Here is a 25,364-nt window from a genome sequence, read left to right on the forward strand (position 1 = left end):
CCGGGCGGGCGCCTCGGGCGCCCTTGGCCGCCGCCTCAATGGCGGCTACATTCCGGCGAAAAGGAGGTTCGCCGGAATGACTGTCAGACCCGCCATCGTCTTGCTCAGCGGCGGCCTCGATTCCGCCACCGTGCTGGCCATCGCCAAGGCCGAGGGATTCACGCCCTCGGCGCTGACGTTCCGCTACGGCCAGCGTCATGCGGTGGAGATCCGGGCGGCCGAGCGGGTGGCGGCGGCCTTGAGGGTCAGCGATCACCGCGTCGCCGATATCGATCTTCGGGTCTTCGGCGGTTCGGCGCTGACTTCGGATATCGCGGTGCCCAAGGGCAATCTGGATGAGGCTATCCCGGAGGGAATTCCGGTCACCTACGTTCCCGCCCGCAACACCATCATGCTGTCCTTCGCCCTGGCCTTTGCAGAGGTGCTGGGCGCCGCCGATATCTTCGTCGGCGTCAATGCCGTGGATTATTCCGGCTATCCCGATTGTCGCCCCGACTACATCAAGGCCTTCGAGGCCATGGCCAATCTGGCCACCAAGGCGGCGGTGGAGGGCACCCGCATGACCTTGCACACGCCGCTGATCGACCTCACCAAGGCCGACATCATCCGGCGCGGTCTGGCGCTCGGCGTGGATTATTCGCTCACCTCCACCTGCTATGATCCCGACCCCATGGGGCGGGCCTGCGGTCATTGCGATTCGTGTCGGCTGCGCCTCAAGGGCTTCGCCGAGGCGGGGCTGGCCGATCCGGCGGAATACGCCCCGTGATCCGGGCGGTTCTCGGCCTCCTCATCGTCTTGGCGGCGGGGTGGGCCGAGGCGGCTGATGTGCATGTCATCTCGCAGATTCAGGGTGACACGGCAAGCGAGCAGGGCATGGTGGTGGTGCGAGAGGCCTATCGCCGGGTCGGCATCGAGGTCAGGGCGGAGCTTTTGCCCAACGAGCGTGGCACCGTCTCGGCCGATACGGGCGATACCGACGGCGACACCATGCGCATGGCCGGGCTGGAGGCCAAATATCCCAATCTGGTGCGGGTTCCCGAGCCGGTCATGCTCTTCAACCTCGTCGCCTTCACTGCTGGGCTGAAATTCGACGTGGAGGGCTGGGAAAGCCTGCGGCCCTATACATTGTGCATCGTGCGCGGGTTCAAGCTGGGCGAGATGCGGAGCCAGGGGATGAACCGCGAACTGCCTGCCTCGTCCGAGGCCGCCTTCCGCATGCTCCGGGCCGGGCATTGCCAGGTCGCCCCCATGGGGGAAGCCTTCTGGCTGATGATCGACGAATTGAAGCTGGGGCCGTTGCGGGCGCTGAACCAGCCGGTGGAGGTCACGCCGCTTTACCACTACGTCAACAAGCGCCACGCCCATCTGGTGCCCAAATTGGCCGAGGCGTTGAAGGCCATGCGCCGGGACGGGACCATTGATTCCATCATGGCCGCCGACCGCGCCGCCATTCATTCGGCCAGAGAGCGCAATTCGGTCAGGGATTGACCGAGTCCAGCCAGGCCTGGAACATCAGGGCGTGCCATATCTCGTTCTGCCAGTTCTTGGCGCCCGAGCGGTGTTCGCGCCAGCACTGGGCCACCAGGGCGGTGTCGAGAAATCCCTGACGGCGCAGGCGGTCCTCGGACAAGAGATCGTCGGCCCAGTCCCGCAACTGGCCGTTCAGCCAGCGGCGCAGCGGCACCTCGAAGCCCATCTTGGGGCGGTCCACCAGGGCGCGGGGCACATGGCGGTACAGCACCCGGCGCAGAACCGCTTTGCCCGTTTCCCCCTCGATCTTCAGGCCCGTGGGCAGGCTCCAGGCGAATTGGGCGATTTCCAAGGCCAGGAAGGGCAGGCGGGCTTCAAGCGAGGCGCCCATGGTGGCGCGGTCGGTCTTCACGCACAGATCGTCGGGCAGATAGCCGCAGGCATCCAGAACCATGGTGGCCAGGGCGTCGTCTTTCAGGGCGGGCGTGGGGGCGGAGAACAGGCTTTGCGCCTCTCGCGCTCCCGGCACCAGGGCAGGCATGCCGCGCCAGCGGGAATAGTGTAGCCCCAGCAGACCGGCCAAGGACTGGACCTCCAGCCGCTCGGCCTCGCGCCGCAGGCGGTGGCCGGGATGGCTGCGGCGCTTGGCGAATCGTCCGGCCAGGGCGGCCAGCCCCTCGGCGGGTTCGGCCAGCTGGCGTGCGCCCAGGGCGCCCAGGGATTTGAGGCCGCCGGGCAGGCCCCGCAGCCGTCCCCAGTCCTTGGGGATGGACCGGTAGATGCCATAGCCGCCGAACAATTCGTCGGCGCCGTCGCCCGACAGGGCCACCGTCACGCTCTTGCGCGTCACCTGGGCCAGCAGGGCGGTGGGCAGGGCGGCGGCATCGGCGAAGGGCTCGTCATAGAGCAGGGGCAGGCGCGGCACTTGGGCCAGGGCTTCGGCATCGCTGATCCGCACCTCGGTATGGATGGTACCCAGATGATCGGCCACGGCGCGGGCATGGGGGCTCTCATCCAGGCCGGATTGGTCGAAGCCGATGGTGAAGGAATGAACCGGCTCGGACGACAACTGCCGCATCAGGGCGGCGGTAATGGAGGAATCGATGCCGCCCGACAGGAAGACGCCCACCGGCACATCGGCCTGCATGCGCAGCCTTACCGATTGACGCAGCAGTTCTTCCAACCGGTCGGCGGCCGCCTCGGCATTGCCGGTAAAGCCGTTCTCGACCCCGGCCGCGCATTCCGCCGCCGACCAATAGGCCTGGGTGGAGATTTGCCCCTCAGAGACCCGCATCACATGGCCGGGTTCCAGCTTGAATACGCCGGAATGGATGGTGTGCGGCGCCGTGATCCAGCCCAGCCGCATGTAAAGGGCCAGGGCATCGCGGTCGATGCCGCCTGTCCAGGCGGGATGGGCCCTGAGCGCCTTGATCTCCGAGCCGAACAGCAGGTGGCCGCCCGATTGCGTCCAATACAGGGGCTTCTCGCCAAAGCGGTCGCGGGCCAGGGTCAGGACGCGGTCCTGCCGATCCCACAGGGCGAAGGCGAACATGCCATCGAATTCGGCCAGGGCCCGTTCCATGCCCCAGGCGGAAACCGCCTGCAACAGCACTTCGGTGTCGGAATGGCCGCGCCAGCCGATGTCCTCGCCCAGCCGGGCGCGCAAGGCTTCGTGGTTGTAGATCTCGCCGTTGAAGCTGATCACCCAGCGCCCGTCATGGGACGTCATGGGCTGATGGCCCTGGGGGCTCAGATCGATGATGGCCAGGCGGCGAAAGCCCAGCGCCACCCCCGCTCCGTCATCCACCCAGGCGCCGTCGTCGTCGGGGCCGCGATGAAGAAGGGTGGCGGCCATGGCCCGCACCACCCGCTCCCGGTCGGGAGTGGCCTGGGTGAGATCGAGAAAACCGGCGAAGCCGCACATGGTCGGTGAAGTGTTCCGCGATGAAACCTGGGGGACCTTATAGCAAATCTCGATGAGGGGCGCGCACCGAGATTTGCCTAGGCGCTCCCTCCGGGGAATCGAGATATATCTCGATGGCGGCGCGGCTTATGCCGCGGGAGCCAAGCGGGTTTGAAAATCCCGCGCCCGGCGATTGATGGGCATTTAAGTCTTGCGCAAAACCACCACAAGGCCGGGCACATCCTCTCCCGCTTCCTGGCGGGTGGAGGCTTTTTCCGCATAGGTCACCTGAAAGCCCTGGTCCAGGGCCACCGCTTCCACGTAAGCATGGGCATGGGCGTAACGGTTCTTGGCCCCCAGCACATAGGAGGCGCAGTCGTCGGCCCGCTCCACCGTGAAGGCGAAGATGCCGCCGGGTTTCAAGGCCTCGGCGGTGGCGGCCATGACCTCTTCCAGGCCGCCGAAATAAACCAGGACATCGGCGGCGACCACCAGATCATAGGCCTGAGGGTGGCGTTTCAGACCGGCGACCAGTTCCCCCACTTCCAGCCCGTCATACAGGCCGCGGCTGCGGGCCTTGTCCACCATGGCGCCTGACAGGTCGATTCCGTCCAGCCGGGCGGCCAGGGGGCGCAGGACGGGCGCGGCCAGCCCGGTGCCGCAGCCCGCGTCCAGCACGATCAGGTCCTTGCGGCCGTCCAGAACCTTCTCCAGGGCCTGGGCCAGCAAAGCCGGAGCGCGATAAGCCAGCTTTTCCACCAGGGCCGCGTCGAAATTCACGGCGTAATCATCGAACAATTGGCGCACATAGGCGTCGGGAGCGCGTTTGGGGGCATCGACGGCGCCAGCCTGGGCCAGGCCCAGGGCGGCGCCGTGGCGGTCTTCGGGGTCCAACTCCAGGCATCGGCGAAAATTCTTGGCGGCCCGGTCCTTCTGCCCCAGTTCCAGACGGGCTTCGGCCAGGCAGTAATGGGCATGCACCGCGTTCGGGTCGGCGGTCACCGCCCGTTCGAAGGCGGCGGCAGCGGCTTCGGGCATGCCCAGGGCTTTGCGGATCAGCCCGAGTTCCAGCCAGCCCGACACGTCGCGCGAATTGAGCTTGGTGGCGCGTTCGGCATGGACCCTGGCGTCGTCCAGGCGGCCCATGCCGCGCAGGGCGGCGGCCAGATTGGCCCGGGTGCCCGCGTGGTCGCGGCGCAGATCGGCGGCACCCGAAAGAACGGCGACCGCGCGGTCGTACTGGCCGAGCGCGCTCAGAACCAGCCCGTAATTGTTCAGCGCCACGGCCCAGTCGGGGCGAAGCGCCAGCGAGCGTTCCAGGACGTGGGCCGCTTGCACGTGTTCTCCGGTCTGGTGCAGCAAGGTCCCCAGGGTGCACAGCGCCTCCGGATGACGGGGATCGGAGGCGACGGCCCGCTGGGCGTATTCCAGCGCCTCTGTCCGGTTGCGGCCCAGACGGCCGAGAAGTTCGGCCAGACGGGCATTGGCCTCGGCGTGGTTGGGGTCGGCGGCCAGAATGGCGCGATAGTGCAAAATCGCGCTGTTGTGATTGTCCAGGGCTTCCAGGGCACGGCCCAAGGCCAGACGCGGCACGGCCTGATTGGGGTCGGCCGCCACGGCCTGGGTCAGATGTTCCGCCGCGCGGCGGGCTTGGCCCTGGCCGAGGGCGATCAGGCCCAACAGGTAATGGGCGCCTCCGAATTCGGGTTTTGTCTCGATGATGGACCGCGCCAGCCGCCGGGCCTCGGCGGCATTGCCGTCATCCCAGGCCTGCATGGCGCGACCGAACGCCTCGCCGATATTCAGCGGCTTGCTGCTGGTCGTCATGGTTTCCCCTCTTTTGTTACAGAATATGCCTCCAGGTCGTGGAGGAGCAACGCGGGAAACCGGGGGCGGCATTACGCCTTGCGAATGGCAACGATGTCTGTTACATATTGCCCATGGCCAAGAACTGCCGCTTTGCTGTCGCCGTCCACATCGCATCCCTGCTCGCCTCCATGGATGGCAAGGCGTGCACGTCGGAATGGATCGCCGGTTCGGTCAACACCAACCCCGTGGTGGTGCGGCGCCTGCTGTCGGCCCTGGCCAAGGCCGGGTTGGTGCATTCGACCCGGGGAAGTGCTGGCGGATCGGTCCTGGCGCTTGGCCCCGAGCGCATCTCCCTGCTCGATATCCACCGGGCGGTGGACGAGGAGGAGGAACCCGCGCTCCATAACCAGCCGCCCAATCCGGATTGTCCGGTCGGGCGCAACATCCAGTCGGTGCTGGTCCGGGTCATCGAGAGGGCCGACGCCGCCCGCGACGGTGTTTTATCCGCCACCTTACTGTCCGATGTGGTGGGGGCTCTGAAGGCCGAGGGGAAGTAGAGCCATTTTTTTTGTGGTTAAACGTAACAGTAACGATTGCCATTACATCTCAGGAGAGCATCATGACATCCATCGCCATCGTTTTTCATTCGGGATATGGCCACACCAAGGTGGTGGCCGAGGCCGTCGCCGCCGGTGCCGCTTTGGTCGCGGGGACGCAGGTCCATCTGGTCGCCGCCGAGGAGGCGGAGGCCAAGGCCGATCTGCTGAACGGCGCCGACGCCATCATCTTCGGCTCGCCGACCTATATGGGCGCCGTCTTGGCCAAGTTCAAAGAGTTCATGGAATGGAGCTCCAAGACCTGGTACGGCCGGGGCTGGATCGACAAGCTGGCGGCTGGTTTCACCGTCTCGGCCAGCCAAAACGGTGACAAGCTGGCGGTTCTTCAGCAATTGTCGGTCTTCGCCGCCCAGCACGGCATGATCTGGGTCGGTCTCGACCTGCTGCCCGGCAACAACAATTCCAAGGGCAGCGTCGAGGATCTGAACCGCCTGGGCAGCTTCCTGGGGGCCATGGCCCAGGCCAATGCAGACCAAGGGCCAGAAGGCGTCACAAACGCCGACAAGAAGACCGCCACCCATCTGGGCAAGCGCGTCGCCGAGGCGGCCGCGCGGTGGAAGAAATAGGAGGGGGAAGACGGCCTGGCGTCTGTCTGATTTACACTGAATCGGCTTTTTTGTTCCGTCACCCTCGGGCTTGACCCGAGGGTCCATGGATGGCCGGGTGAAGCCCACGGCTGTGCGGTTTAAATTTCCATGAGAGACCCGAATGGCAAAGCCAATGCGGGTTTCATCCGGTCATGGAACACGGAGGACACGGATGCCGCTTCGCGGCCAAGAATGATCACGGATTATAAAAATCCCATATGGTCATTCTGGGCCAAGGTCAGGGAGATGGCCGGAAACAAGAACATTTCCGTGTCTATCCGTGAGCGGTGCAAAGCACCGCATCCGTGACATCCGTGTCTCATGACTCCACGTCTGCCGCCTTAAATTAAACCGGACAGCCGTAGGTCAAGCCCGGCCATGACCGAATAATAGGATGCCCCCGCTAAAAGCGGACGGCCCAACCGTTCTCGGCCAGCACCGTGCCCGCCAGATACAGCGAGCCGCAGATCAGGATGCGGGCCGGGTCGGTGCTGGCCGAGACCAGTTCGGCGATGGCGGCTTCCACCGAGGGCGAGGGCTTGGCGTCCAGGCAGAAATGCCGGGTCGCCGCATGGGCAGCGTCCTCGGCGGACAGGCTTGCCGCCTCGCCCGGAATACTGATGGTGCGCAGGGTATGAAAACGGGCCGCCAGGGGTTCCAGATAGCCGTCCACATCCTTGGTGGACAGAATGCCGAATACGCCCATCAGGGGCTTGTCCCGCCAGGAACGGGCGTGCTGGGCGATGGCTTCGGCGGCATGGGGGTTGTGCCCGCCGTCCAGCCACACTTCCCAGCCCTGGGGCAGCAGATCCACCAGCGGTCCCTTGGTCAGGCGTTGCAGCCGCGCGGGCCATTCCACCGACCGGATGCCAAGGCTCAGGGCGCCTTGGGGAAAGTCGGGAAAGACCGGGGGCGCCTGGGTGCGCGACAGGCGCTCGATACAGGCCAGGGCCAGGGCGGTGTTGCGGTACTGAAAGGCTCCGGCCAGGGCGGGGGCGGGCAGGCTCCATTCCACCGAGGGGCCGCGATAGAAAAGCCCGCCATCGGGAGCGGTGCGGGCGAAGAAGTGCTCGCCCTCCTTGATCAGCGGCACGCCCAGTTCGGTGGAACGGGCATCCAGCACCTTGGCCGCCTTTCGCCCCTGCTTGGCGACCATGCAGGCCACCCCGCGCTTCATGATGCCCGCCTTTTCGGCGGCGATGGCCTCGATGCGGCCGCCTAAGAAACTTTCGTGGTCCATGGCGATGGGGGTCAGCACGGTCAGCGCCGGGCGGTCCACCACATTGGTGGCATCCAGCCGCCCGCCCAGGCCAGTCTCCAGGATGCAGACCTCCGCGGGATGCCTGGCGAAGGCCAGGAAGGCGGCGGCGGTGGTGATCTCGAAGAAGGTGATGGGATTGCCGCCATTGGCCGCCTCGACCTCTTCCAACAGGGCCAGAAGCTCCGGATCGGTGGGCAGCGTGCCTGCGATGCGGATGCGCTCGGCAAAGCGCACCAGATGGGGCGAGGTGTAGACATGGGCCCGCATCCCAGCCGCCTCGAACAGGGCGCGCAAGGTCGCCACCGTAGAGCCTTTGCCGTTGGTTCCCGCCACATGGATCACCGGCGCCAGCTTGTCCTGGGGATTGCCCAGGGCGTCCAGCAGGCGCAGCACGCGCTCCAACGACAGGTCGATGACTTTGGGATGCAGCCGGGTCAGGCGGTCGAGAATACTGTCGATCATGGCCGTAAACTTGGGGTCAGGCGCGATCCGGCAGGGTGAAGGTGAAGGTGCTGCCCTGGTCGGGGGCGGACACCACCCGGATGCGGCCGCCGTGACGTTCCACGATCTTGCGGCAGATGGCAAGGCCAATCCCCGTCCCCTCATAGCGCTGGAGGGAATGAAGGCGCTGGAACACCACGAAGATCTTGTCCCAATAGGCTTCGTCGATGCCGATGCCGTTATCGGCGATGGAGAATTCCCAGGCTCCGTCGCTTCGCGCCGCCGTCACGCTGATGTCGGGCTTGCGGCCTTCATGGTGGAACTTGATGGCATTGGCGATCAGGTGCTGGAACAGAACCCGGATCTGCCCCGGATCGGCGTTGACCACGGGCAGGGCGCCGTGGCTGACCACGGCCTTGGTTTCGTCGATCTTGGGCTTCAGGGCATCGAGCGCGTCTATCAGCACAGCCTCGGTATCCGTCGGCGGGAAGGTGGCCGACCCCCGGTCGATCATGGTGTATTCCAGCAGACCGGCCAACTGGTCGCGCATGCGGTGGGCGCCATCGATGGCATAGGCGATATACTGGGCGGCGTCCTCGCCCAGCTTGTCGCCATAGCGCAGCTGCAGCAGTTGCAGGAAGCTGACGATGGTCCGGGCCGGCTCCTGCAGATCGTGGGCGGCGACGGCGGTGACCATTTCCAGATCGTAATGGGCGCGGCGCAGACTTTCCTCGGCGGATTTGCGGTCAGTGATGTCGCGGCTGACGCCCACCATGCCCAGCAAGCTTCCCTTGGCATCGTAAATGGGGGCCTTGACGGTTTCCAGCAGGACGTGGCGCCCGTCGGGATAGTCGATCCACTCCTCGTTGGTGGACGGGCGCCCGGCGGCCATGGCATCGCGGTCCTTGGCGCGGTAGAATTCGGCGACCTCGGCGGGGGCGAATTCGTGGTCGCTCTTGCCGATCATCTCGGATTCCGGTTTGCCGCAATAGGTGGCAAAGGCCCGGTTATAGCCAAGATAGCGCGACTGCGAATCCTTGAAGAAGATCAGGTCGGGAACCGAATCCATCAAGGTGCGCAGCAAGGCCTGTTCCTTGGCCAGGGCCGCATAAGGCGCCTTGATGCCTGAGACGAACAGCGCGCTGTAGATCAGCAGATAGGCCAGCGCCTTGCCCACATGCCCGGCCAGATTGAAGAAATCGCCCACATCGCCGTAAAGGGTCAGCAAGACACCGGCCAGGGCCAAAATCCAGGCGGCGGCGGCCAATTTCAGTTCATTGCGGTCGCCGGTGCGGCGGTAACGCAGATACAAGAGGCTGGCGGCACCCGTATAGGCGGCCGATAGAACGTATTCCGCGACGATCTTGAAGGGGGTAAGACCGCTGCCGGGAATGAAGGTCCGCGGGAACCAGTCGGGGTGGGCGACTCCAACGACGATCAGTCCCGCAGTCAGCACGCCGACCGCGCCCAGCCATGCCCGCCGGTTCATGCCGCTTAACTTGTGCTCGGAGGTGAGAATGGCCAAAAGAAGGCCCGCGGCCATGGCGAGACGACCGAGAAGCCAAAGATTGATGGCCTTTTCCGGGCCGCTGGGGGTGATCAGGTCCGGCATCCCGGCATAGGAGAGGGTGTGGAAGATGTCGATGGCTGAAGCCGACATGGCGGCCAGCCCCAGGATCAGATTTCTCTGACTGCGGTCGGAGTGGCGAACCGCCCAGCCGAGCGAGAACACCATCAGCGACACGGCGATGCTGACCAGCTCGAGGCCGGAATGAACCGCCAGATAGGCTGCCGGATTTTCAAAGACCTGCCCCGGCGGGACGATTCGCACGGCCGCGCCGCAAAGCACCGCGGCCGCCACCAGCAGAAGCGGCGGCAGGACCAGAGGCAGAATGACCTTATCGTCCGGACGCATGTCGGGAATCCTATGAGGGAAGCCCAAAAAGTAATACCGAGGTCCAGGACCTCGGTATTACCATTTATTTAGTATAGTGCCTTGGAGCGATGATTGCCAGTCCCGTTAAAGCGGGCTCAGTCCTGATCCACCGCATCCGGGATATCGATGGGCAGCGATAGCAGATCGCCCGCCGCCCCGCGATTGCGCAGCAGGGACAGGATGCGAATCATGGTGGCGCGCAGGTCGCGGCGCGGCACCACCATGTCGACCATGCCGTGCTCCAGCAGGTATTCCGCCTTCTGGAAGCCCTCGGGCAGCTTTTCGCGGATGGTGCTCTCGATGACGCGGGCGCCTGCGAAGCCGATCACCGCGCCGGGCTCGGCGATGGCGATGTCACCCAGCATGGCGAAGCTGGCCGAGACGCCGCCGGTGGTGGGGTCGGTCAGCAGCACGATATAGGGCAACCGCTTTTCCTTGACCTTGTCCACCGCCACGGTGGTGCGGGCCATCTGCATCAGGGACAGGATGCCTTCCTGCATGCGGGCGCCGCCCGAGGCGGGAATGACGATCAGCGGCGCATCCTGCAGCACGGCCAGTTCAGCCGCCGCCACGATACCCTCGCCCACCGCGACGCCCATGGAGCCGCCCTGGAAGTCGAAGTTGAAGCAGGCGGCCACCACATTCATGCCGCCCATGCGGCCGTGGGCCACCACGATGGCGTCGGTTTCGCCGGTCTTGGAGCGGGTGTCCTTGAGCCGGTCGGTATAGCGCTTCTGGTCCTTGAACTTCAGCGGGTCGTCGGCGACCTTGGGCAGTTCGATGCGCTGGAACTGGCCGTCATCGAACAGCATGCCGAGGCGCTTCTTAACCGAAAGCCGCAGGTGATGGCCGCAATGCTGGCAAACGTTCAGGGACTTCTCCAGGTCGCGGTGGAAGATCATATGACCGCAACCCGGGCATTTGAGCCACAGATTGTCGGGCACCTCCTTGGGCGCTACCAGTCCGACCAGGCGCTCCTTGAGCGAGCGGCGGGTCTCGTTGAGGTTGGTCAGCCAATTCATGGGGAATGCTCCTACTTGCGCGCGCCCCGCACGCCCTCGGCCAGGTCCTTGACCAGGGCCAGGGGGGCGGAGACGGCGGAAGGCTTGCCGATATTGTCGGCCAGAACCGAGACGATGGCGGAACCCACCACGGCGCCGTCGGCGACGCGCGCCACCTGGGCCGCCTGGGCGGGGGCCTTGATGCCGAAGCCGACACAGACTGGCAGATCCGTGTGGCGGCGGATGCGGGCGACCGCGTCGTCGATGGCCGATTGGGCCGCCGAAGCCGTGCCGGTGATGCCCGCGATGGACACGTAGTAAACGAAGCCCGAGGCGTTGGACAGCACCACGGGCAGGCGGGCGTCGTCGCTGGTGGGCGTGGTCAGCACGATGAAGTCGATGCCGGACCGGCGCAGATGGGGCACCAGTTCGTCGGCCTCCTCGGGCGGCAGGTCGACGATGATCAGCCCGTCCACTCCGGCCCGGGCGGCGTCGGCGGAGAACTTTTCCGCGCCCCAGGCATAGACGGGGTTGTAGTAGCCCATGAGGATGATGGGAGTCTCAGAATCCGTCTTGCGGAAGACCTCGACCATCTCCAGGGTTTGTTTCAACGAGCCGCCAGCCTTCAGCGCCCGGCCTGCCGCCAGTTCGATCACCGGGCCGTCGGCCATGGGATCGGTGAAGGGCATGCCCAGCTCAATGATGTCGGCGCCCGCCGCAGGCATGCCGTCCAGCAAGGCCTGGCTGGTGGCGCGGTCGGGGTCGCCCGCCGTGATGAAGGTCACCAGGGCGGCGCGGTTCTCGGCCTTCAGCTTGGCGAAGCGCTGTTCAAGCCTGCTCATCAGACTAACCCCCCCAGATGCTCGTCGCCCAGCGCCTTGGCGATGGTGCTGACATCCTTGTCGCCGCGTCCCGACAGATTGATCACCATCAGGTGATCCTTGGGCAGGGTGGGGGCGATCTTGGAGGCATAGGCGATGGCGTGGCTGGATTCCAGCGCCGGGATGATGCCTTCCAGGCGGGTGCATTGCTGGAAGGCGACGACGGCCTCGTCATCCTTGACCGAGACGTATTCCACCCGGCCACTTTCATGCAGCCAGGCATGTTCCGGCCCGATGCCGGGATAGTCCAGGCCCGCCGAGATGGAATGGGCCTCGGCGATCTGGCCGTCGGAATCTTGCAGAAGATAGGTGCGGTTGCCGTGCAGAACGCCCGGCTTGCCGCCGGTAAGGCTGGCGGCGTGCAGCTTGTCCAGGCCGTGACCGGCCGCCTCGACGCCGATGATGCGTACGCTCTTGTCATCGAGGAAGGGGTGGAACAGGCCCATGGCGTTGGAACCGCCCCCGATACAGGCCACCAGGGAATCGGGCAGGCGGCCTTCGGCGGCCATGATCTGGGCGCGCACTTCCTCGCCGATCACCGACTGGAAATCGCGGACCATGGCCGGATAGGGGTGCGGCCCGGCCACCGTGCCGATCAGGTAATAGGTATCGGAGACATTGGAGACCCAGTCGCGGAGCGCATCGTTCATGGCGTCCTTCAGGGTCGCCGCGCCGCTGGTCACCGGCTTGACCTCGGCGCCTAAGAGCTTCATGCGATAGACGTTGGGCATCTGCCGTTCGATATCGGTGGCGCCCATATAGATGACGCATTTCATGCCGAACAGGGCGCAGACGGTGGCGGTGGCCACGCCGTGCTGACCGGCTCCGGTCTCGGCGATGATGCGCTGCTTGCCCATGCGCCGGGCCAGCAGGATCTGGCCGATGCAGTTGTTGATCTTGTGGGCGCCGGTGTGGTTGAGGTCTTCGCGCTTCAAGAACACCTTGGCGCCGCCGAAGGCTTCAGTCAGGCGGCGCGCGAAATACAGCGGATTGGGGCGGCCCACATACTGGGCCAGCAGCGAACGGAACTCGGCCTGGAAGGCGGGATCGGCCTTGGCCGCCGCATAGGCCGCCTCAACCTGGAGAATGAGCGGCATCAGGGTCTCGGCCACATAGCGGCCGCCAAAGATGCCGAAATGGCCGCGCTCATCGGGACCGGCGCGATAGGTGTTCAGGCTTTGCATCGTTTCTATAAGACCCAGGGGGGCGGAAAGGCGCCAATAAAGCAGAAAGCGCCGCCCCTGAGGAGAGATTTTGTGGGGGAGGGCTTTCTCAGTGGGTCAGGCCGACCACGCACAGATGGTCGGGGTCCTGCTTGGCCTGCTTCTTGTGGGCGGCCAGCAGGCGCGAGATGTCGTCGGAGGATCTGGCCTCGCGTCCCGCCGCCAGATGCACCGCGACGCAGCTGATGGTCATCAGGGAAAAGCGGACCGTATTGCCCATCCGGTCCTGGCCGATGATATGACCCTGTCGGCGGGTGTCGTCGTCGTAGAAGCTTTCCACGTCACGGGCGAAATCCTCGATCAGGCGGCGGCAGGTTGCTTCCGCCTGGGCCGCCGCTTCGCCCTTGAACCCGGCGAAAAAATCGTCGCCGCCGATATGACCGGCAAATCCGCCCGCCGCCGCCATTTCCTTGGTCAGCAATTCGCCGAACAGCAAGATGGCGCGGTCGCCCAGCCGAAACCCGTATTTGTCGTTGAACGGTTTGAAATTGTCGAAGTCGAAATAGGCCAGCAGATAAGGTTCGGCGCGATCCTCCAGGGCCTGGCAGACCCAGGACAGGATGACGGCATTGCCGGGAAGCCGGGTCAGCGGGTTCTGGTCGCGCGCCATGGCCAGGTTCTTCTCGTTGATGACGCGCAGCAGGGAATCGGCGGACAGAAAGCCCACATAGCGCGAATCATCGACGATCAGGATGCCTTCGGACCGCTCCACCGCCGAATAGGCCTCCAGGATCTGTTCGGCCTTGGTGTTTATGTCGGCCACGGGACAATGGACGGTGAAGCCCTTGAGGGAGCGCCCATAGCTCTTGTTGGCCATCAGCTCCCGGCCGAAAGGCGAATAGGTGTAGTCCTTCAGTTCCTGGTCGCGCACGATTCCCACCGGGACGCCGGACCCGTCGACCACGGGAAAGAACGAGGCCGATTTATCGCTGCGGAACCGCTCGAACACCTTTTCCATGGGGGCGTCGATGCTTAACGGTTCGGGTCTGGCGATCTGGTCGGCGATGATGCGCTGGTCGCTTCCCGCGTCGCGGCGGTCCAGGCGGGCCAGACGTTCGATCTCGGGGTAGTGGGTCTGCAGTTCCGTCCACGAGAGGGTCGGGCGCTGGATCAGCCAGCCCTGGACCATGTCGCAGCCGATTTCCTTGCAGATGCGGAACTCCCGCTCGGTCTCTACCCCTTCCGCCACCACCACGGCGCCCAGCAGATGGGCGATGGTGACGATATGGGCCAGGAAGACCCGCTTCTTGGCGTCGGCGGCGATGTCGGCCACGAAGAAGCGGTCGATCTTCAGGTAATCGGGTTCGGAATAGTACAGCAGTTGCAGCCCGGAAAAGCCGGTGCCGAAATCGTCGATGGCCAGCCGGAACCCCTGGCGTTTGAAGTGGCGGAAGGTGGCCACCGCGTCCAAGCCGGTATCCAGGGGGTGGCGTTCGGAAATCTCGAACACCACCGAGGATTCGGAAATGCCGTGGCGTTCGGCGATGGCCCGCGTGCGCCGCGCCGGATCGCCCTCGATACTCAGGACGCGGTTGTCGATGTTGAGGAACAGCTTGGCCTGAGGGTGGTGAGGCAATGTGGCGAAGGCCGCCAGGGCCTTGTCGCGCAGAATCAGTTCGATCTCGGCCAGCCGCCCGGCCTCGTGGCAGGAATCAAAGAAGTCCGCGATGGAGTCGTATCCCGCCGCCTCGGTGCCGCGCAGCAGCGCCTCATAGCCATGGCAGACGCCCGAATGGATGCCGACCACCGGTTGCAGCGCGATGGTCAGCTGGTCCAGGACCTGGGAATCCATGATTTGGGCTGGCATTCCGATCGCTCCGGCCGGGCATCCCGGTGCGGATTCATCGGCTGAAGCGGCTAGGCCGTCAACCCTGGGACGGGTATCGGAGGATGAAATTCACGCTCCTGTCATATGCGACTCATGTTCTCACAGCCGTAAACAAAATTTAAACGAAAGACATACGAAATTTCACTTACGTTATTGAATTGTTATCACTCTGTTGATATCTAATCTTATCGTAGGGTTAATCGGCTGCATCGTAAGGGTGGTGGGGTGAATGAGCGGTAAAACTATTCAGCCCTCCGGGCGGGAGCGGACTTTTGCTGAAGACGAGATCATCGTCAGCAAGACCGATACCAAGGGCCGGATGACCTATGTCAACGACGTGTTCCTTTCGGTCTCGGGCTTCACAGAGGCGGAAGTCATCGGCCAGCCGCACAGCATGATCCGGCATCCCGACATGCCGCGCTGCGTGTTCAAGCTGTTGTGGGACACTATCGCGTCGGGCAAGGAGCTGTTCGCCTATGTGGTCAACCTGGCCAAGACCGGCGAGCATTACTGGGTTCTTGCCCACGTCACCCCGGATTTCGGCCCCGACGGCCAGATCGTCGGCTACCACTCCAACCGCCGCGTGCCGCGTCGCGACGCGCTTGCCAAGATTCAGCCCCTGTATCAGAGCCTGCTGAAGATCGAGGAGGCCAGCGCCGACCGCAAGCAGGGCATGGAGGCGGCTTTTGCCGCCCTGGTCGATCAGTTGAAGCGCGAAGGAAAGCCCTATGCAGAATTTGTCCTCGGTCTCTAAGGCCACGCGGGCGTGCCAGATCACCCTCGGACTCTGCGCCGCCTTCGCTCTTGTCGCCCTTCTGCTGCAGAATTGGGTGGCCGCCGGTTTCGCCGTGGTGACCGCCGTGTCGGCCTGGATGCCGCTGGGCTATCTCAGCCGTACCCATGTCAGCGTCGAAAAGGCGGTGAAGGTCTGCCAGGCCGCCGCTTCAGGCAATCTGGGCGTGCGCATCATGGACATCCGCGGCACCGGCAATCTGGCCCTGATGCTGCGCTCCATCAATCGTCTGCTGGATCTGACCGAGGCCTATTGCCGCGAATCCCAGGCGGCCATGGAACACGCCAACCAGCGCCAGTATTTCCGTAAGATCATCCAGACCGGCCTGCGTGGCGATTTCGCCCGCTATGCTGGCGTCATCAACGCGTCTCTGGACCTGATGAAGAGCCGCGACGCCGAAGCCCTGACCTTCGCCGAGCAGAATGTGCGCATTCTGGTCCAGGAGGTGTCGTCCGCCTCCACCCAGTTGCGTCAAAGCTCGGACCGCCTGATGAACAACGCCACCCAGACGGTGGAGCAGGCCATGACCTCGGCTGCCGCCGCGGAGGAGGCTTCGGTCAATGTCCAGTCGGTGGCTGGCGCCGCCGAGGAGCTTGCCGCTTCGTTCGGCGAGATCAACATGCAGACCACGCGGGCCACCGCCATTTCGTCCGAGGCCATGGTGACCGCCCAGCGCACTGACGAGACGGTGCGCGATCTGGGCACGGCGGCGGAAAAGATCGGCTCCGTCCTGTCGCTGATTCAGGATATCGCGTCGCAGACCAACCTGCTGGCCCTCAACGCCACCATCGAGGCGGCCCGTGCGGGCGAGGCGGGCAAGGGCTTCGCCGTGGTCGCCAACGAGGTCAAGACCCTGGCCAACCAGACGGCGCGGGCCACCGAGGAAATCTCGGCCCATGTCAGTCAGATCCAGTTGGCCTCCCAGGGGGCCGCCGTGGCCATCCGCGAGATTGCCCAGATCGTCGGCACCATCCAGGAGACCTCCACCGCCGTGGCCGGTGCCGTGGAAGAGCAGAACGCGGTGACCATGGAAATCTCGCGCAATGTCCAGGAAGCCGCCACCGGCACCGCTTCGGTGTCGGAAGCGGTGGCCTATGTGAAGGATACTGCCGAGACCACCGACAAAGAGGCCCGCGACATCTCCGCCGCCGCCGCCAGTCTGGCGGCGCGCGCCGACGACCTGGAAGCCCAGATCAGCGGCTTCATCGCCAAGATCAAGGGGCAGGCCGCCTGAGTTTCGGGCGGTGGGAGAGCCGGGCATCCGGCTCTCCCGCTTGCTCCCGCCGCCGCGTCGGGGTAAACCGGGTGATGGCTTTGGCGGGGGTTTCATGAAAAAAATCGGTGTGATCGGCGGAGGCGCCTGGGGAACCGCGTTGGCGCTGACCGCGCGTAGGGCGGGGCGCGACGTGGTGCTGTGGGCCCGCGAGCCCCAGGTGGTGGACGACGTCAACACCCGCCACGTCAATTCCGATTTCCTGCCGGGCGTCGATCTCGATCCCGCTCTTCGCGCCACGGCGGATCTGGCCGAGGCGGCCGATGCCGACGCAGTGTTGCTGGTGTCACCGGCCCAGCATCTGCGCGCCGCCTGCCGGGCCTTGGCGCCCCATTGGCGTTCCGGTGTTCCCGCCGTGATCTGTGCCAAGGGAATCGAACTGGCCACCTGTGCCCTGATGCAAGATGCCGTCGCCGCCGAACTGCCCCAGGCGCCCATCGCCGTTCTGTCGGGTCCCACCTTCGCCATCGAGGTGGCGCGCGGTCTACCCACCGCCATCACCCTGGCTTGCGGGGATGCCGCCCTCGGGCGCAAGCTGGTGGACGCCCTGGGCACCGCCACATTCCGTCCCTATCTCTCCGACGATCTGGTGGGCGCGCAGGTCGGCGGCGCCGTCAAGAATGTGCTGGCTATCGCCTGCGGCATCGTCGAGGGCAGGGGCCTGGGCGACAATGCGCGGGCCGCCCTGATCACGCGTGGGCTGGCGGAACTGACCCGTCTGGCCATGGCCAAGGGCGGACGGCCCGAGACCCTGATGGGCCTGTCGGGTCTGGGCGATCTGATCCTGACCGCGTCGTCCACCCAGTCGCGCAACTACTCCTTGGGGTTCGCGCTGGGCGAGGGCCGCGCCCTGGCCGATATCCTGGGCGAGCGCCATTCGGTGACCGAGGGTGTCTACAGCGCCGGGGCCGTGGTCGATATGGCCGGGCGCACCGGCGTCGAAATGCCCATCTCGGCGGCGGTGGACGCGGTGATCAATGGCGGTCAAAGTCTGGACGAGGCCATCCGCGCCCTGCTGTCGCGCCCGTTCCGCAACGAAGGATTATAGCCATGCCCACGCTGCTGAAGATCCGGGGCGTCCTCGCCCTTTGCGTCCTCGCCCTGGCGGGCTGCGCCGAGAACCCGACCGAGGGTCAGGTCTGGGGCACCGGGGCGGGCGCCGTCATCGGCGGCGGTATCGGGCGGGCGGCGGCCATCGGCGCCCCCCAACTGGTCAGCACGTTTACTCCGGTGGGCGCCGTGGCGGGCGCGGCGGCGGGCTACGTGATCGGCGGCTATTTCGACCCGCATCCCAATCGTCTGTGGGCGGCGGCCACCGTCGAGGCGGCCGAAAGCGGCAAGCCCGCGCTCTGGGCGGCGCGTGGATTGGAAGGCAGCGTCACGCCCCAGGGCGAGGGCTGGACCGATGGCGGCGGGCGGGCCTGCCGCCGGTTGCTGCAATCGGCGATGCGGACCGGTGAGGCCGACAGCGTCTATTCCCGCCAGGTGGTGGCCTGCCGCCTTGTCGACGGCACCTGGGAAGTGGTCCTTCCCCCCGAGGACGAAGCCAAGGGCTGAAAATCGTTCCCCATCATGGACTTGCTTGACGGGGGCGGGGGCGTTGGGCATGCTGGCGCCCAAGTTGGAACACAACCAAGGACATGAAATCCATGACCAAGTCGGAGCTGATCGCCCGCCTGGCCGAGGCCAATCCCCATCTCTATCAGCGGGATGTGGAGCGCATCGTCACCACCATTTTTGACGAGATCGCTTCGGCCCTGGCCCGTGGCGACCGGGTGGAGCTGCGGGGCTTCGGCGCTTTCTCGGTGAAAAAGCGTGATCCGCGCACCGGCCGCAATCCCCGTACCGGCGAAACCGTGTCGGTGGACGGCAAGGCGGTTCCCTTCTTCAAGACCGGCAAGCAGCTGCGCGAGAAGCTCAATGTCGGCGGCGGCTCGTGAGGCTCTTCGCCTGGATCATCGGCCTGCCCTTGGCCGTTGCGGTGACGGTCTTCGCTGTCGCCAACCGGGCGGAGATACGTTTCGACCTGTGGCCCCTGCCTTTCGGAATCGACCTGCCCGCCTATCTGGCGGTGCTGGTGCCTTTGGGCCTGGGGCTGGTGGCCGGTTTCCTGCTGGGCTGGGCGTCGGGGCTGAAGGCCCGCCTGCGCGCCGGTTCGCTGCGGCGTCGGCTCGACGCCGCTGAAAAGACCCAGTCTCAAGCCTGAGAGTGTTGTCCCTTGATCAATCCCGTCTATGTCGCCATCGATACCACCGAGGCCGCCCGCGCCATCTCCCTTGCCGAACGCCTGAAGGGGCAGGTCGGCGGTTTCAAGCTGGGCCTGGAATACTTCACCGCCAACGGCCCCGCCGGTATGGAGGCGGTGTCGGGTCTGGGCATGCCGCTCTTCGTCGATCTCAAGCTGCATGACATTCCCAATACCGTGGCCGCCGCCATGAAGGGCGTGGTCCGTCTGGGCGCCGCCATCACCACCATTCATGCCTCGGGCGGCGCCGCCATGATCCGCGCCGCCGTCGATGCCGCCAATGACGAGGCGGCCAAGTTGGGCATCGCCCCGCCCGCCGTGGTGGCGGTGACCGTGCTGACCAGCCTGGATCAGGCCGGGGCCGAGCAGGTGGGTTTCGATCGTCCGGTGCTCGATCAGGTCAAGCGCCTCGCCGCCCTGGCCCAGGACAGCGGCGCAGCCGGTATCGTCTGTTCGCCCCTGGAAGTGGAGGCGGTGCGCGCGCTCTGCGGTCCCGATTTCAAGCTGGTCATTCCGGGCATCCGCCCGGCCTGGAGCGAAGCGGGTGACCAGAAGCGCTTTCTTACCCCCGCCGAGGCCCGCGCCAAGGGCGCCGATGTCCTGGTGATCGGGCGGCCCATCACCGGCGCCGCCGATCCGGCCGAGGCCGCCGCGCGGATCAAGGCCGAACTGGGGCTTTAAGATCATGCCGGTCGAGGTCAAGATCTGCGGCATCACCGACGAAGAGGCCATGGACGCGGCCATCGAGGCCGAGGCCGATTACGTCGGTCTGGTGTTCTTTGCCAAGAGCCCCCGCAATGTCACCCCTGACCGCGCCGCCGAATTGGTGGAATTCGCGCCCGGCGACGTGACCAAGGTCGGCCTGTTCGTCGATCCCGACGATGCCACCCTTGATGCCGTGCTGACCCGGGTGCGGCTCGACCTGCTGCAACTGCACGGCAACGAATCGCCCGAGCGGGTTGAAGCCATCCGCCTGGAATATGGCCTGCCGGTGATGAAAGTGCTGTCGGTGGCGGAGCCCGCCGATCTGGACGGGGCCGAGCCCTATCTGGCGGTGGCCGACCGCCTGCTCTTCGACGCCAAGCCGCCCAAGGGCGCCTTGCTGCCCGGCGGCAACGCGGTCAGCTTCGACTGGTCCATCCTCACGGGGCGCAAATGGGGACTGCCCTGGATGCTGGCCGGGGGGCTGACGCCCGCCAATGTGGCCGAGGCGGTGCGCATCAGCGGAGCATTGGCCGTCGACGTCTCCTCGGGCGTGGAAAGTGCGCCGGGCGTCAAGGATCCCGACAAGATCCGCGCTTTCATCCAGGCCGCTCGAGGCGGCTTGGTGTAATACCATGCCCCGATGAGATGGACACACCGGGGTATGGTTAGGCCCAAAGGGCCGCGTCGCTTATGCGGCGGAAGGCAAGGACGCACAGCGTCCGCCCGCCGTTTGAGGGCGATCATCGGGATCTGGTATAAGTCAGCGAATTCTAAGCCTCGGATGTGAGGAACAGGGTCCGTTCGGCGGCGCGGCGCTTGGTCAGGCCGGGCAGAGCCTTTTTCACGCCGTCCACCGTGGCCTTGTCCCATTTCAGGAACTCGTCTGCGGCGCCCGCATTCAGCTTCTTGAGCAAAGTGGAACCGGCCAAGGCCCCCGCCCCCAGATTGAAGACGAAGTCGCACAGCGCGGCATATTGATTGTCGTTCAATGATGCCTTCACCGCCTTGATGACGCCCTCGCCCGCATGGGCCAGGTCAGCGGCCAGCAGCGCCTCGGCCTTGGCCTCGTCGATGACCATGCCATCGGTGACATTGGGACCGGTATGGCCGTAACCGATGGTCAGCCTGCCCGCCGGGCATAGATAGGTCTTGAGGCGCAGGCCTTCCGAATCCTTGGTGAGGTCCAGACCAGCCTGATTGATTGCTCTCGTCACGACAGAGCCTCACATCGCAATATCCGCTAGGACGCACTTTGCAAGAACAAAGCAGGAATATCAATGCCGATTCTGTAGCTTTTTCGCTACTTGCAGATGGTGATGCCCGGCCCGGCCTCGGTACAGATGAGCTTGCGGTTGCCGAAGCGGGCCACGGATAGGCCGTCCATCTTCTGAATGATCAGTTTCTGCTCGCCGATCAGCCCCATCATGTTGCCCTGGCCGTCGCGGATGACGCTCATGGGCCGTCCGGCCAGTTTGGAATAGGCGACGCCCTCGCCGCCCTTGAGGATCACCGTCTCGCCCGCATCGGTACAAGACAGGGTTTCGCCCTGAGTGATGCACATGCCCGCCCGGGCGGCCCAGGGCAGCAGAACCGCCACCAGAAAAGCCGCCAGGACCTTCGGCATCAGTGAAGTTCCGCGCGGATCTTCTGGCGCAGCACGTCGATGGGCAGGTAATCCTCGCCCGAGGCCTGGAAATGCCAGTAGGTCCAGCCGTTGCAGGCCGGGGCGCCCTGGACCAGGGCTCCCACCTTGTGGATGGAACCGCGATGATCGTCGGTGATCAGCGTGCCGTCGGCCCTGACCTTGGCCACCTTGTCGTGCCGGGTGCCGCCGAACAGAAGATCGCCGGGGGTCAGCAGCCCGCGTTCCAGCACGGTGCCGAAGGGAATGCGCGGCTCGGCCCGCTTGGACGGCGTCATCAGCAAGGAGGGATCGGCCACCTGGATCACCTTGGCGATGCGCTCCTTGGCGGCGGCGATATAGTCGGGATCGCGCTCGCAGCCGATGAAGTTGCGGCCCAGCTTCTTGGCCACCGCGCCGGTGGTGCCGGTGCCGAAGAAGGGGTCCAGCACCACGTCACCCGGCTTGGTCGACGCCATGATGACCCGGTAGAGCAGGGATTCCGGCTTCTGGGTCGGATGGGTCTTGCGCCCGGCCTTGCGCAGGCGCTCGGCCCCGGTGCACAGCGGCAAGGTCCAGTCGCTGCGCATCTGCAGATCGTCGTTCAGCGACTTCATGCTGTCGTAATTGAAGGTGTAGCGCGAATCCGACGACTTGGCGCACCAGATCATGGTCTCATGCGCATTGGTAAAGCGGGTGCCCTTGAAATTGGGCATGGGATTGGTCTTGCGCCACACGATGTCGTTCAGCATCCAAAAGCCCAGATCCTGGAGGATGGCGCCGACGCGGAAGATATTGTGGTAGCTGCCGATCACCCACAGACCGCCGTCGTCCTTCAGCACCCGGCGCGCCGCCTTCAGCCATTCGCGGGTAAAGGCGTCATAGGCGGCGAAGTCGGAGAAGCGGTCCCAATCCTCGTCCACACCCTCGACCTTGGAATTATTGGGCCGCAAAAGCTCGCCGCCCAGCTGCAGGTTATAGGGCGGATCGGCGAAGACCAGATCCACCGAACCGGCGGGCAGGGAGTTCATCATGGCGATGCAATCGCCGGACAGAATGGTGTTGAGGGGCAGGCTCATGGCGGACCAATTCAAGTGGGTTAGACGACTCAATTTGAGTCAAACATGAGAGTCCGTCAAGAACGCATTGGAATCTAATGATTCATCTCTACAGGTTGTGATTTATCCACAGGTTAGAACAGCACATATTGCGCCACGGGGGCGAAAGAGCGGCGGTGATGAGGGGTGGGGCCAAGGCGTTTTAACGCGTCGAGATGCTCCGCCGTGCCGTATCCGGCATTTCTCTCCCAGCCGAATTCGGGATGAGCCAGGGCCAGTTCGGCCATCAGGCCGTCACGCCGGACCTTGGCCACCACGGAAGCCGCCGCGATGGACAGCGAGATGCCATCGCCGCCCACCACACAGCGGATAGGGCAGGGCAGCCGGGGCGGCCGGTTGCCATCCACCAGGGCATGGCCGCATTCTCTGCCTAGGGCGTCATAGGCCCGGCGCATGGCGAGAAAGGTGGCCTGGAGAATATTCAGGCGGTCGATCTCGTCGACCGAGGCCTCGCCGAAGCCGATGGTGGCGGTAGCGGGGACCAGTTCGGCCAGTTCTTCTCGGTTGCGCTTGGACAGCTTCTTGGAATCATCCAGCCGGTCCAGCAGGGCCTTGGGCAGGCGCGCGGCGTCGAGGATCACGGCCGCCGCCACAACCGGCCCGGCCAAAGGCCCGCGGCCCACCTCGTCGATGCCGCAGACGATGCCCCCGATCTCAGATTCCAGTGCCAGGTCCGGCATTGTGATCATCCCTCCAAGAGCCCCGCCGCACCAGGGTGCGGGCCCGCCGCGCGGTGCGGGCTTCGTCGCCGTAAAGCCGCGAGACCAATTCGCGGAACGAATGGACATGCACCGCCGCCACCCGATGCATGCGCCGCATGGTGAACAGCCAGAAGGGCGACAACACCAGGGACAGCACGGTGACCGCCACCACCAGCTTGGTCTCCTGGGCGCTGATCAGCTTAACCGCCTTGCCGGTATCGGCCAGCAAAAACGAGAACTCGCCGATCTGGGCCAGGGCCACCCCGGCCAGGAAAGCGCTGGGCCAGTCCTGACGCGCCAGACGCAGCGCGGCGACGTTCAGCGCCGTCTTGAACAGCGTCACCATGGCTAAAAGAGTGAGAACGGTGCCCAGATTCTTCCAGATGAACTTGAAATCAAGCAGCAACCCGATGGACAGGAAGAACACCATCAACAGCACGCTGCCGATGGGCTGGGCGCGCTTCAAGAGCATGTCGCGCTGGGCGGAATTGCCCAGCACCACGCCGCCCAGAAAGGCGCCATAGGCGGGCGACAGGTCCAGCACCCCGGAAATGGCCGCCGTGCCAAAGCACCAGGCCAGGGAGGAAAGGGTGGCCAGATCGGAATCCCGCGACAGCCGCGAGGTCAGCGGCAGGTCGATACGGCGCTTGGACAGCCACCAGAACAGCAGCACCAGGAACAGCACGGACAGGATCACGCGGGCCAGATCGGCGGGCAGCAACACCTTGGTCTCGAAGGATTCCAGCACCAGCATCATGGGGACCACCGCCATGTCCTGGGCAATCAGGATGCCCAGCGTGGTGCGCCCCACCGGCGTTTCCAACTCGCCCGAGGATTCCAGCACCTTGATCACCACGGCGGTGGACGACACCGCCACGGCGCAGCCCAGCACCACCGCCAGCCCCAGGCTCCAGCCCAAACCGTGGCGCAGCAGCAGCGCCGTGCCGATGGAGCCCGCGATCTGCAAAACGGTGGTGAAGACCGCCGTCTTCCACACTTCGAGAAAACGGATGATGTCCAGCTTCATGCCGATGACGAAGAGCAGCATCAGCACGCCGAACTCGGCCAGGGTGGCCACGGCGTCGCGGTTGCTCACCAGCCCGAAGCCGCTGGGGCCCAGCACCACCCCGGCCAGGATATAGCCGACGATGGCCGGTTGCTTGAGGCGCGTCATCAGCCCGCCGCACAGAACGGCGGCCAGGGCGACGATGGCGGCATAGGTCAGTTCGGGATGATGCAGGTCCATGGCACGTTCTTAACACGAAGGCAGCCCACGGTCTAAAGTGCGGATGTGGCAAGAGTGAGGCGGCTGGAGGGGGGCGGAAAATCATCGGGACGGAAATGGGGATAAGCGATCGGTGGCCGAATCCCACCTGACGCCACCCCCTTGGGTGGGAAGAATCTTGCCGCAACGCAGCATCCGGCATGGCGCGACCCCGCAAACCCCCTGATTTACCAATGCAATTCAGCGTGTTGGCCTCGCCGGTTTGAGTCCTTGACACGGGTGGGTCCAGACCTTATGGTGCCCGCGCTTTTGGCACCAAAGCGCCAGAAGGGGGATTTCGAGGACTGACCTATGGCTGACCACGAGACGCCCCCGTCTTTCGATGACCTCGACGCCCGTCTGCGCGCTGCGCGCGCCAGGGAGGAAGAGGACTCGGGCCGCGGACCGGAACGGCGTGGAACGCCCTCCGGAATGGGTCTGGGGATGCGCATCGGCGTCGAATTGGTGACAAGCGTGCTGGTGGGGACCGGCATCGGTTGGGCGTTGGACGCCTGGCTGAAGACCGCCCCCTGGCTGATGGTGGTTTTCCTGCTCCTTGGCGGAGCGGCCGGCGTCTTGAATGTGTACCGCCTGATGCGCGGCATGGACGAGACGGTGGGCCTGGGCCAGGCGCAGCGGAGAGCCGAACGGGCCGGAGAGAATCCGGCGAAGGACCATTAAGAGAGG

Annotated in this window: 26 protein-coding genes; 13 read left to right on the forward strand and 13 right to left on the reverse strand. The window is 65.2% G+C overall.

The window, feature by feature from the left end; all coding sequences use genetic code 11:
* Positions 1–76 precede the first annotated feature (76 nt).
* Positions 77–766, forward strand: coding sequence for a 7-cyano-7-deazaguanine synthase QueC (queC, locus tag CCC_RS05325; RefSeq protein WP_009870065.1), 690 nt, complete (start codon positions 77–79; stop codon positions 764–766).
* The gene (locus CCC_RS05330) at positions 763–1,488 is read left to right on the forward strand and encodes a substrate-binding periplasmic protein (protein WP_041040198.1); all 726 of its coding nucleotides are present in this window, start codon (positions 763–765) and stop codon (positions 1,486–1,488) included. Before queC ends, CCC_RS05330 begins: the two co-directional genes overlap by 4 nt.
* Here CCC_RS05330 and asnB read toward each other — a convergent pair.
* Both asnB and CCC_RS05340 read right to left on the reverse strand, forming a co-directional pair.
* Complete coding sequence (gene asnB, locus CCC_RS05335; protein ID WP_009870530.1) at positions 1,478–3,394, reverse strand: asparagine synthase (glutamine-hydrolyzing); 1,917 nt, start codon at positions 3,392–3,394, stop codon at positions 1,478–1,480. The genes CCC_RS05330 and asnB overlap by 11 nt on opposite strands.
* Positions 3,395–3,577: 183 nt before the next feature.
* Complete coding sequence (locus CCC_RS05340; protein ID WP_009870531.1) at positions 3,578–5,200, reverse strand: tetratricopeptide repeat protein; 1,623 nt, start codon at positions 5,198–5,200, stop codon at positions 3,578–3,580.
* A gap of 113 nt (positions 5,201–5,313) precedes the next feature.
* On the opposite strand from CCC_RS05340, the gene CCC_RS05345 reads away from it, so the two are divergent.
* Both CCC_RS05345 and CCC_RS05350 read left to right on the forward strand, forming a co-directional pair.
* On the forward strand, positions 5,314–5,739 hold the full coding sequence (locus tag CCC_RS05345) for an Rrf2 family transcriptional regulator (RefSeq protein ID WP_009870532.1): 426 nt from the start codon (positions 5,314–5,316) through the stop codon (positions 5,737–5,739).
* 62 nt (positions 5,740–5,801) lie between these two features.
* Complete coding sequence (locus tag CCC_RS05350) at positions 5,802–6,365, forward strand: flavodoxin family protein (protein ID WP_009870533.1); 564 nt, start codon at positions 5,802–5,804, stop codon at positions 6,363–6,365.
* Positions 6,366–6,789: 424 nt separating this feature from the next.
* Here the strand turns inward: CCC_RS05350 and CCC_RS05355 are convergent, their stop codons facing one another.
* The 6 genes from CCC_RS05355 to CCC_RS05380 form a co-directional block, all read right to left on the reverse strand.
* A complete protein-coding gene (locus CCC_RS05355; protein ID WP_009870534.1) occupies positions 6,790–8,109 on the reverse strand; it encodes a bifunctional folylpolyglutamate synthase/dihydrofolate synthase in 1,320 nt (439 codons plus the stop codon).
* A gap of 16 nt (positions 8,110–8,125) precedes the next feature.
* Complete coding sequence (locus CCC_RS05360; RefSeq protein ID WP_009870535.1) at positions 8,126–10,003, reverse strand: sensor histidine kinase; 1,878 nt, start codon at positions 10,001–10,003, stop codon at positions 8,126–8,128.
* 116 nt (positions 10,004–10,119) lie between these two features.
* Positions 10,120–11,046, reverse strand: a complete 927-nt coding sequence (gene accD / locus CCC_RS05365) for an acetyl-CoA carboxylase, carboxyltransferase subunit beta (protein WP_009870536.1) — start codon at positions 11,044–11,046, stop codon at positions 10,120–10,122.
* Positions 11,047–11,057: 11 nt separating this feature from the next.
* Positions 11,058–11,867 carry a tryptophan synthase subunit alpha gene (gene trpA / locus CCC_RS05370; protein WP_041040202.1) on the reverse strand — a complete coding sequence of 270 codons (810 nt, stop codon included), beginning with the start codon at positions 11,865–11,867 and terminating at the stop codon, positions 11,058–11,060.
* Positions 11,867–13,090, reverse strand: a complete 1,224-nt coding sequence (gene trpB, locus CCC_RS05375) for a tryptophan synthase subunit beta (protein WP_009870538.1) — start codon at positions 13,088–13,090, stop codon at positions 11,867–11,869. The genes trpA and trpB overlap by 1 nt, the downstream gene beginning before the upstream one ends.
* Before the next feature lie 88 nt (positions 13,091–13,178).
* Positions 13,179–14,936: a GGDEF domain-containing protein gene (locus CCC_RS05380; RefSeq protein ID WP_041040204.1), complete on the reverse strand. Its 1,758-nt coding sequence runs from the start codon at positions 14,934–14,936 to the stop codon at positions 13,179–13,181.
* 250 nt (positions 14,937–15,186) lie between these two features.
* On the opposite strand from CCC_RS05380, the gene CCC_RS05385 reads away from it, so the two are divergent.
* From CCC_RS05385 to CCC_RS05420, 8 genes are all read left to right on the forward strand, one after another.
* Positions 15,187–15,711 (forward strand): PAS domain-containing protein, encoded by a 525-nt coding sequence (locus tag CCC_RS05385; protein WP_041040206.1) that lies wholly within the window; start codon positions 15,187–15,189, stop codon positions 15,709–15,711.
* Complete coding sequence (locus CCC_RS05390; protein ID WP_041040208.1) at positions 15,686–16,984, forward strand: methyl-accepting chemotaxis protein; 1,299 nt, start codon at positions 15,686–15,688, stop codon at positions 16,982–16,984. Before CCC_RS05385 ends, CCC_RS05390 begins: the two co-directional genes overlap by 26 nt.
* A 94-nt stretch (positions 16,985–17,078) precedes the next feature.
* Positions 17,079–18,071 carry an NAD(P)H-dependent glycerol-3-phosphate dehydrogenase gene (locus CCC_RS05395; RefSeq protein ID WP_041040210.1) on the forward strand — a complete coding sequence of 331 codons (993 nt, stop codon included), beginning with the start codon at positions 17,079–17,081 and terminating at the stop codon, positions 18,069–18,071.
* 2 nt (positions 18,072–18,073) lie between these two features.
* Positions 18,074–18,580 (forward strand): hypothetical protein, encoded by a 507-nt coding sequence (locus tag CCC_RS05400; protein ID WP_009870542.1) that lies wholly within the window; start codon positions 18,074–18,076, stop codon positions 18,578–18,580.
* A 92-nt stretch (positions 18,581–18,672) separates the two neighbouring features.
* Positions 18,673–18,963, forward strand: coding sequence for an integration host factor subunit beta (gene ihfB, locus CCC_RS05405; protein ID WP_041040276.1), 291 nt, complete (start codon positions 18,673–18,675; stop codon positions 18,961–18,963).
* On the forward strand, positions 18,960–19,229 hold the full coding sequence (locus CCC_RS05410; RefSeq protein WP_009870544.1) for a LapA family protein: 270 nt from the start codon (positions 18,960–18,962) through the stop codon (positions 19,227–19,229). Before ihfB ends, CCC_RS05410 begins: the two co-directional genes overlap by 4 nt.
* A gap of 12 nt (positions 19,230–19,241) precedes the next feature.
* On the forward strand, positions 19,242–19,949 hold the full coding sequence (gene pyrF / locus CCC_RS05415) for an orotidine-5'-phosphate decarboxylase (protein ID WP_009870545.1): 708 nt from the start codon (positions 19,242–19,244) through the stop codon (positions 19,947–19,949).
* A gap of 4 nt (positions 19,950–19,953) precedes the next feature.
* Entirely contained in the window at positions 19,954–20,601 is a 648-nt protein-coding gene (locus tag CCC_RS05420; protein ID WP_009870546.1) for a phosphoribosylanthranilate isomerase, read from the forward strand.
* A 142-nt stretch (positions 20,602–20,743) separates the two neighbouring features.
* Here the strand turns inward: CCC_RS05420 and CCC_RS05425 are convergent, their stop codons facing one another.
* From CCC_RS05425 to magA, 5 genes are all read right to left on the reverse strand, one after another.
* Positions 20,744–21,187, reverse strand: a complete 444-nt coding sequence (locus CCC_RS05425; protein ID WP_009870547.1) for a lysozyme — start codon at positions 21,185–21,187, stop codon at positions 20,744–20,746.
* Positions 21,188–21,273: 86 nt separating this feature from the next.
* Positions 21,274–21,597 (reverse strand): hypothetical protein, encoded by a 324-nt coding sequence (locus CCC_RS05430; protein ID WP_009870548.1) that lies wholly within the window; start codon positions 21,595–21,597, stop codon positions 21,274–21,276.
* Positions 21,597–22,673, reverse strand: a complete 1,077-nt coding sequence (locus CCC_RS05435) for a site-specific DNA-methyltransferase (protein WP_009870549.1) — start codon at positions 22,671–22,673, stop codon at positions 21,597–21,599. The genes CCC_RS05430 and CCC_RS05435 overlap by 1 nt, the downstream gene beginning before the upstream one ends.
* Positions 22,674–22,786: 113 nt before the next feature.
* The gene (locus CCC_RS05440) at positions 22,787–23,392 is read right to left on the reverse strand and encodes a ribonuclease HII (RefSeq protein ID WP_009870550.1); all 606 of its coding nucleotides are present in this window, start codon (positions 23,390–23,392) and stop codon (positions 22,787–22,789) included.
* Positions 23,367–24,659: an iron transporter MagA gene (gene magA / locus CCC_RS05445; protein WP_009870551.1), complete on the reverse strand. Its 1,293-nt coding sequence runs from the start codon at positions 24,657–24,659 to the stop codon at positions 23,367–23,369. Before magA ends, CCC_RS05440 begins: the two co-directional genes overlap by 26 nt.
* 330 nt (positions 24,660–24,989) lie before the next feature.
* Here magA and CCC_RS05450 point away from each other — a divergent pair, with 330 nt between their 5' ends.
* A complete protein-coding gene (locus tag CCC_RS05450; protein WP_009870552.1) occupies positions 24,990–25,358 on the forward strand; it encodes an AtpZ/AtpI family protein in 369 nt (122 codons plus the stop codon).
* Positions 25,359–25,364 lie beyond the last annotated feature (6 nt).

This window comes from Paramagnetospirillum magnetotacticum MS-1 (genome assembly GCF_000829825.1).
In the GTDB taxonomy this organism is placed as follows: domain Bacteria; phylum Pseudomonadota; class Alphaproteobacteria; order Rhodospirillales; family Magnetospirillaceae; genus Phaeospirillum; species Phaeospirillum magnetotacticum.

Bases quoted from the DNA above. Each gene is read 5' to 3' on its own strand.
- queC (WP_009870065.1), top strand. From the start codon at position 77: ATGACTGTCAGACCCGCCATCGTCTTGCTCAGCGGCGGCCTCGATTCC.
- asnB (WP_009870530.1), bottom strand. From the start codon at position 3,394: ATGTGCGGCTTCGCCGGTTTTCTCGATCTCACCCAGGCCACTCCCGAC.
- CCC_RS05340 (WP_009870531.1), bottom strand. From the start codon at position 5,200: ATGACGACCAGCAGCAAGCCGCTGAATATCGGCGAGGCGTTCGGTCGC.
- CCC_RS05345 (WP_009870532.1), top strand. From the start codon at position 5,314: ATGGCCAAGAACTGCCGCTTTGCTGTCGCCGTCCACATCGCATCCCTG.
- CCC_RS05350 (WP_009870533.1), top strand. From the start codon at position 5,802: ATGACATCCATCGCCATCGTTTTTCATTCGGGATATGGCCACACCAAG.
- CCC_RS05355 (WP_009870534.1), bottom strand. From the start codon at position 8,109: ATGATCGACAGTATTCTCGACCGCCTGACCCGGCTGCATCCCAAAGTC.
- CCC_RS05360 (WP_009870535.1), bottom strand. From the start codon at position 10,003: ATGCGTCCGGACGATAAGGTCATTCTGCCTCTGGTCCTGCCGCCGCTT.
- accD (WP_009870536.1), bottom strand. From the start codon at position 11,046: ATGAATTGGCTGACCAACCTCAACGAGACCCGCCGCTCGCTCAAGGAG.
- trpA (WP_041040202.1), bottom strand. From the start codon at position 11,867: ATGAGCAGGCTTGAACAGCGCTTCGCCAAGCTGAAGGCCGAGAACCGC.
- trpB (WP_009870538.1), bottom strand. From the start codon at position 13,090: ATGCAAAGCCTGAACACCTATCGCGCCGGTCCCGATGAGCGCGGCCAT.
- CCC_RS05380 (WP_041040204.1), bottom strand. From the start codon at position 14,936: ATGCCAGCCCAAATCATGGATTCCCAGGTCCTGGACCAGCTGACCATC.
- CCC_RS05385 (WP_041040206.1), top strand. From the start codon at position 15,187: ATGAGCGGTAAAACTATTCAGCCCTCCGGGCGGGAGCGGACTTTTGCT.
- CCC_RS05390 (WP_041040208.1), top strand. From the start codon at position 15,686: ATGCAGAATTTGTCCTCGGTCTCTAAGGCCACGCGGGCGTGCCAGATC.
- CCC_RS05395 (WP_041040210.1), top strand. From the start codon at position 17,079: ATGAAAAAAATCGGTGTGATCGGCGGAGGCGCCTGGGGAACCGCGTTG.
- CCC_RS05400 (WP_009870542.1), top strand. From the start codon at position 18,074: ATGCCCACGCTGCTGAAGATCCGGGGCGTCCTCGCCCTTTGCGTCCTC.
- ihfB (WP_041040276.1), top strand. From the start codon at position 18,673: ATGACCAAGTCGGAGCTGATCGCCCGCCTGGCCGAGGCCAATCCCCAT.
- CCC_RS05420 (WP_009870546.1), top strand. From the start codon at position 19,954: ATGCCGGTCGAGGTCAAGATCTGCGGCATCACCGACGAAGAGGCCATG.
- CCC_RS05430 (WP_009870548.1), bottom strand. From the start codon at position 21,597: ATGCCGAAGGTCCTGGCGGCTTTTCTGGTGGCGGTTCTGCTGCCCTGG.
- CCC_RS05435 (WP_009870549.1), bottom strand. From the start codon at position 22,673: ATGAGCCTGCCCCTCAACACCATTCTGTCCGGCGATTGCATCGCCATG.
- CCC_RS05440 (WP_009870550.1), bottom strand. From the start codon at position 23,392: ATGCCGGACCTGGCACTGGAATCTGAGATCGGGGGCATCGTCTGCGGC.
- magA (WP_009870551.1), bottom strand. From the start codon at position 24,659: ATGGACCTGCATCATCCCGAACTGACCTATGCCGCCATCGTCGCCCTG.
- CCC_RS05450 (WP_009870552.1), top strand. From the start codon at position 24,990: ATGGCTGACCACGAGACGCCCCCGTCTTTCGATGACCTCGACGCCCGT.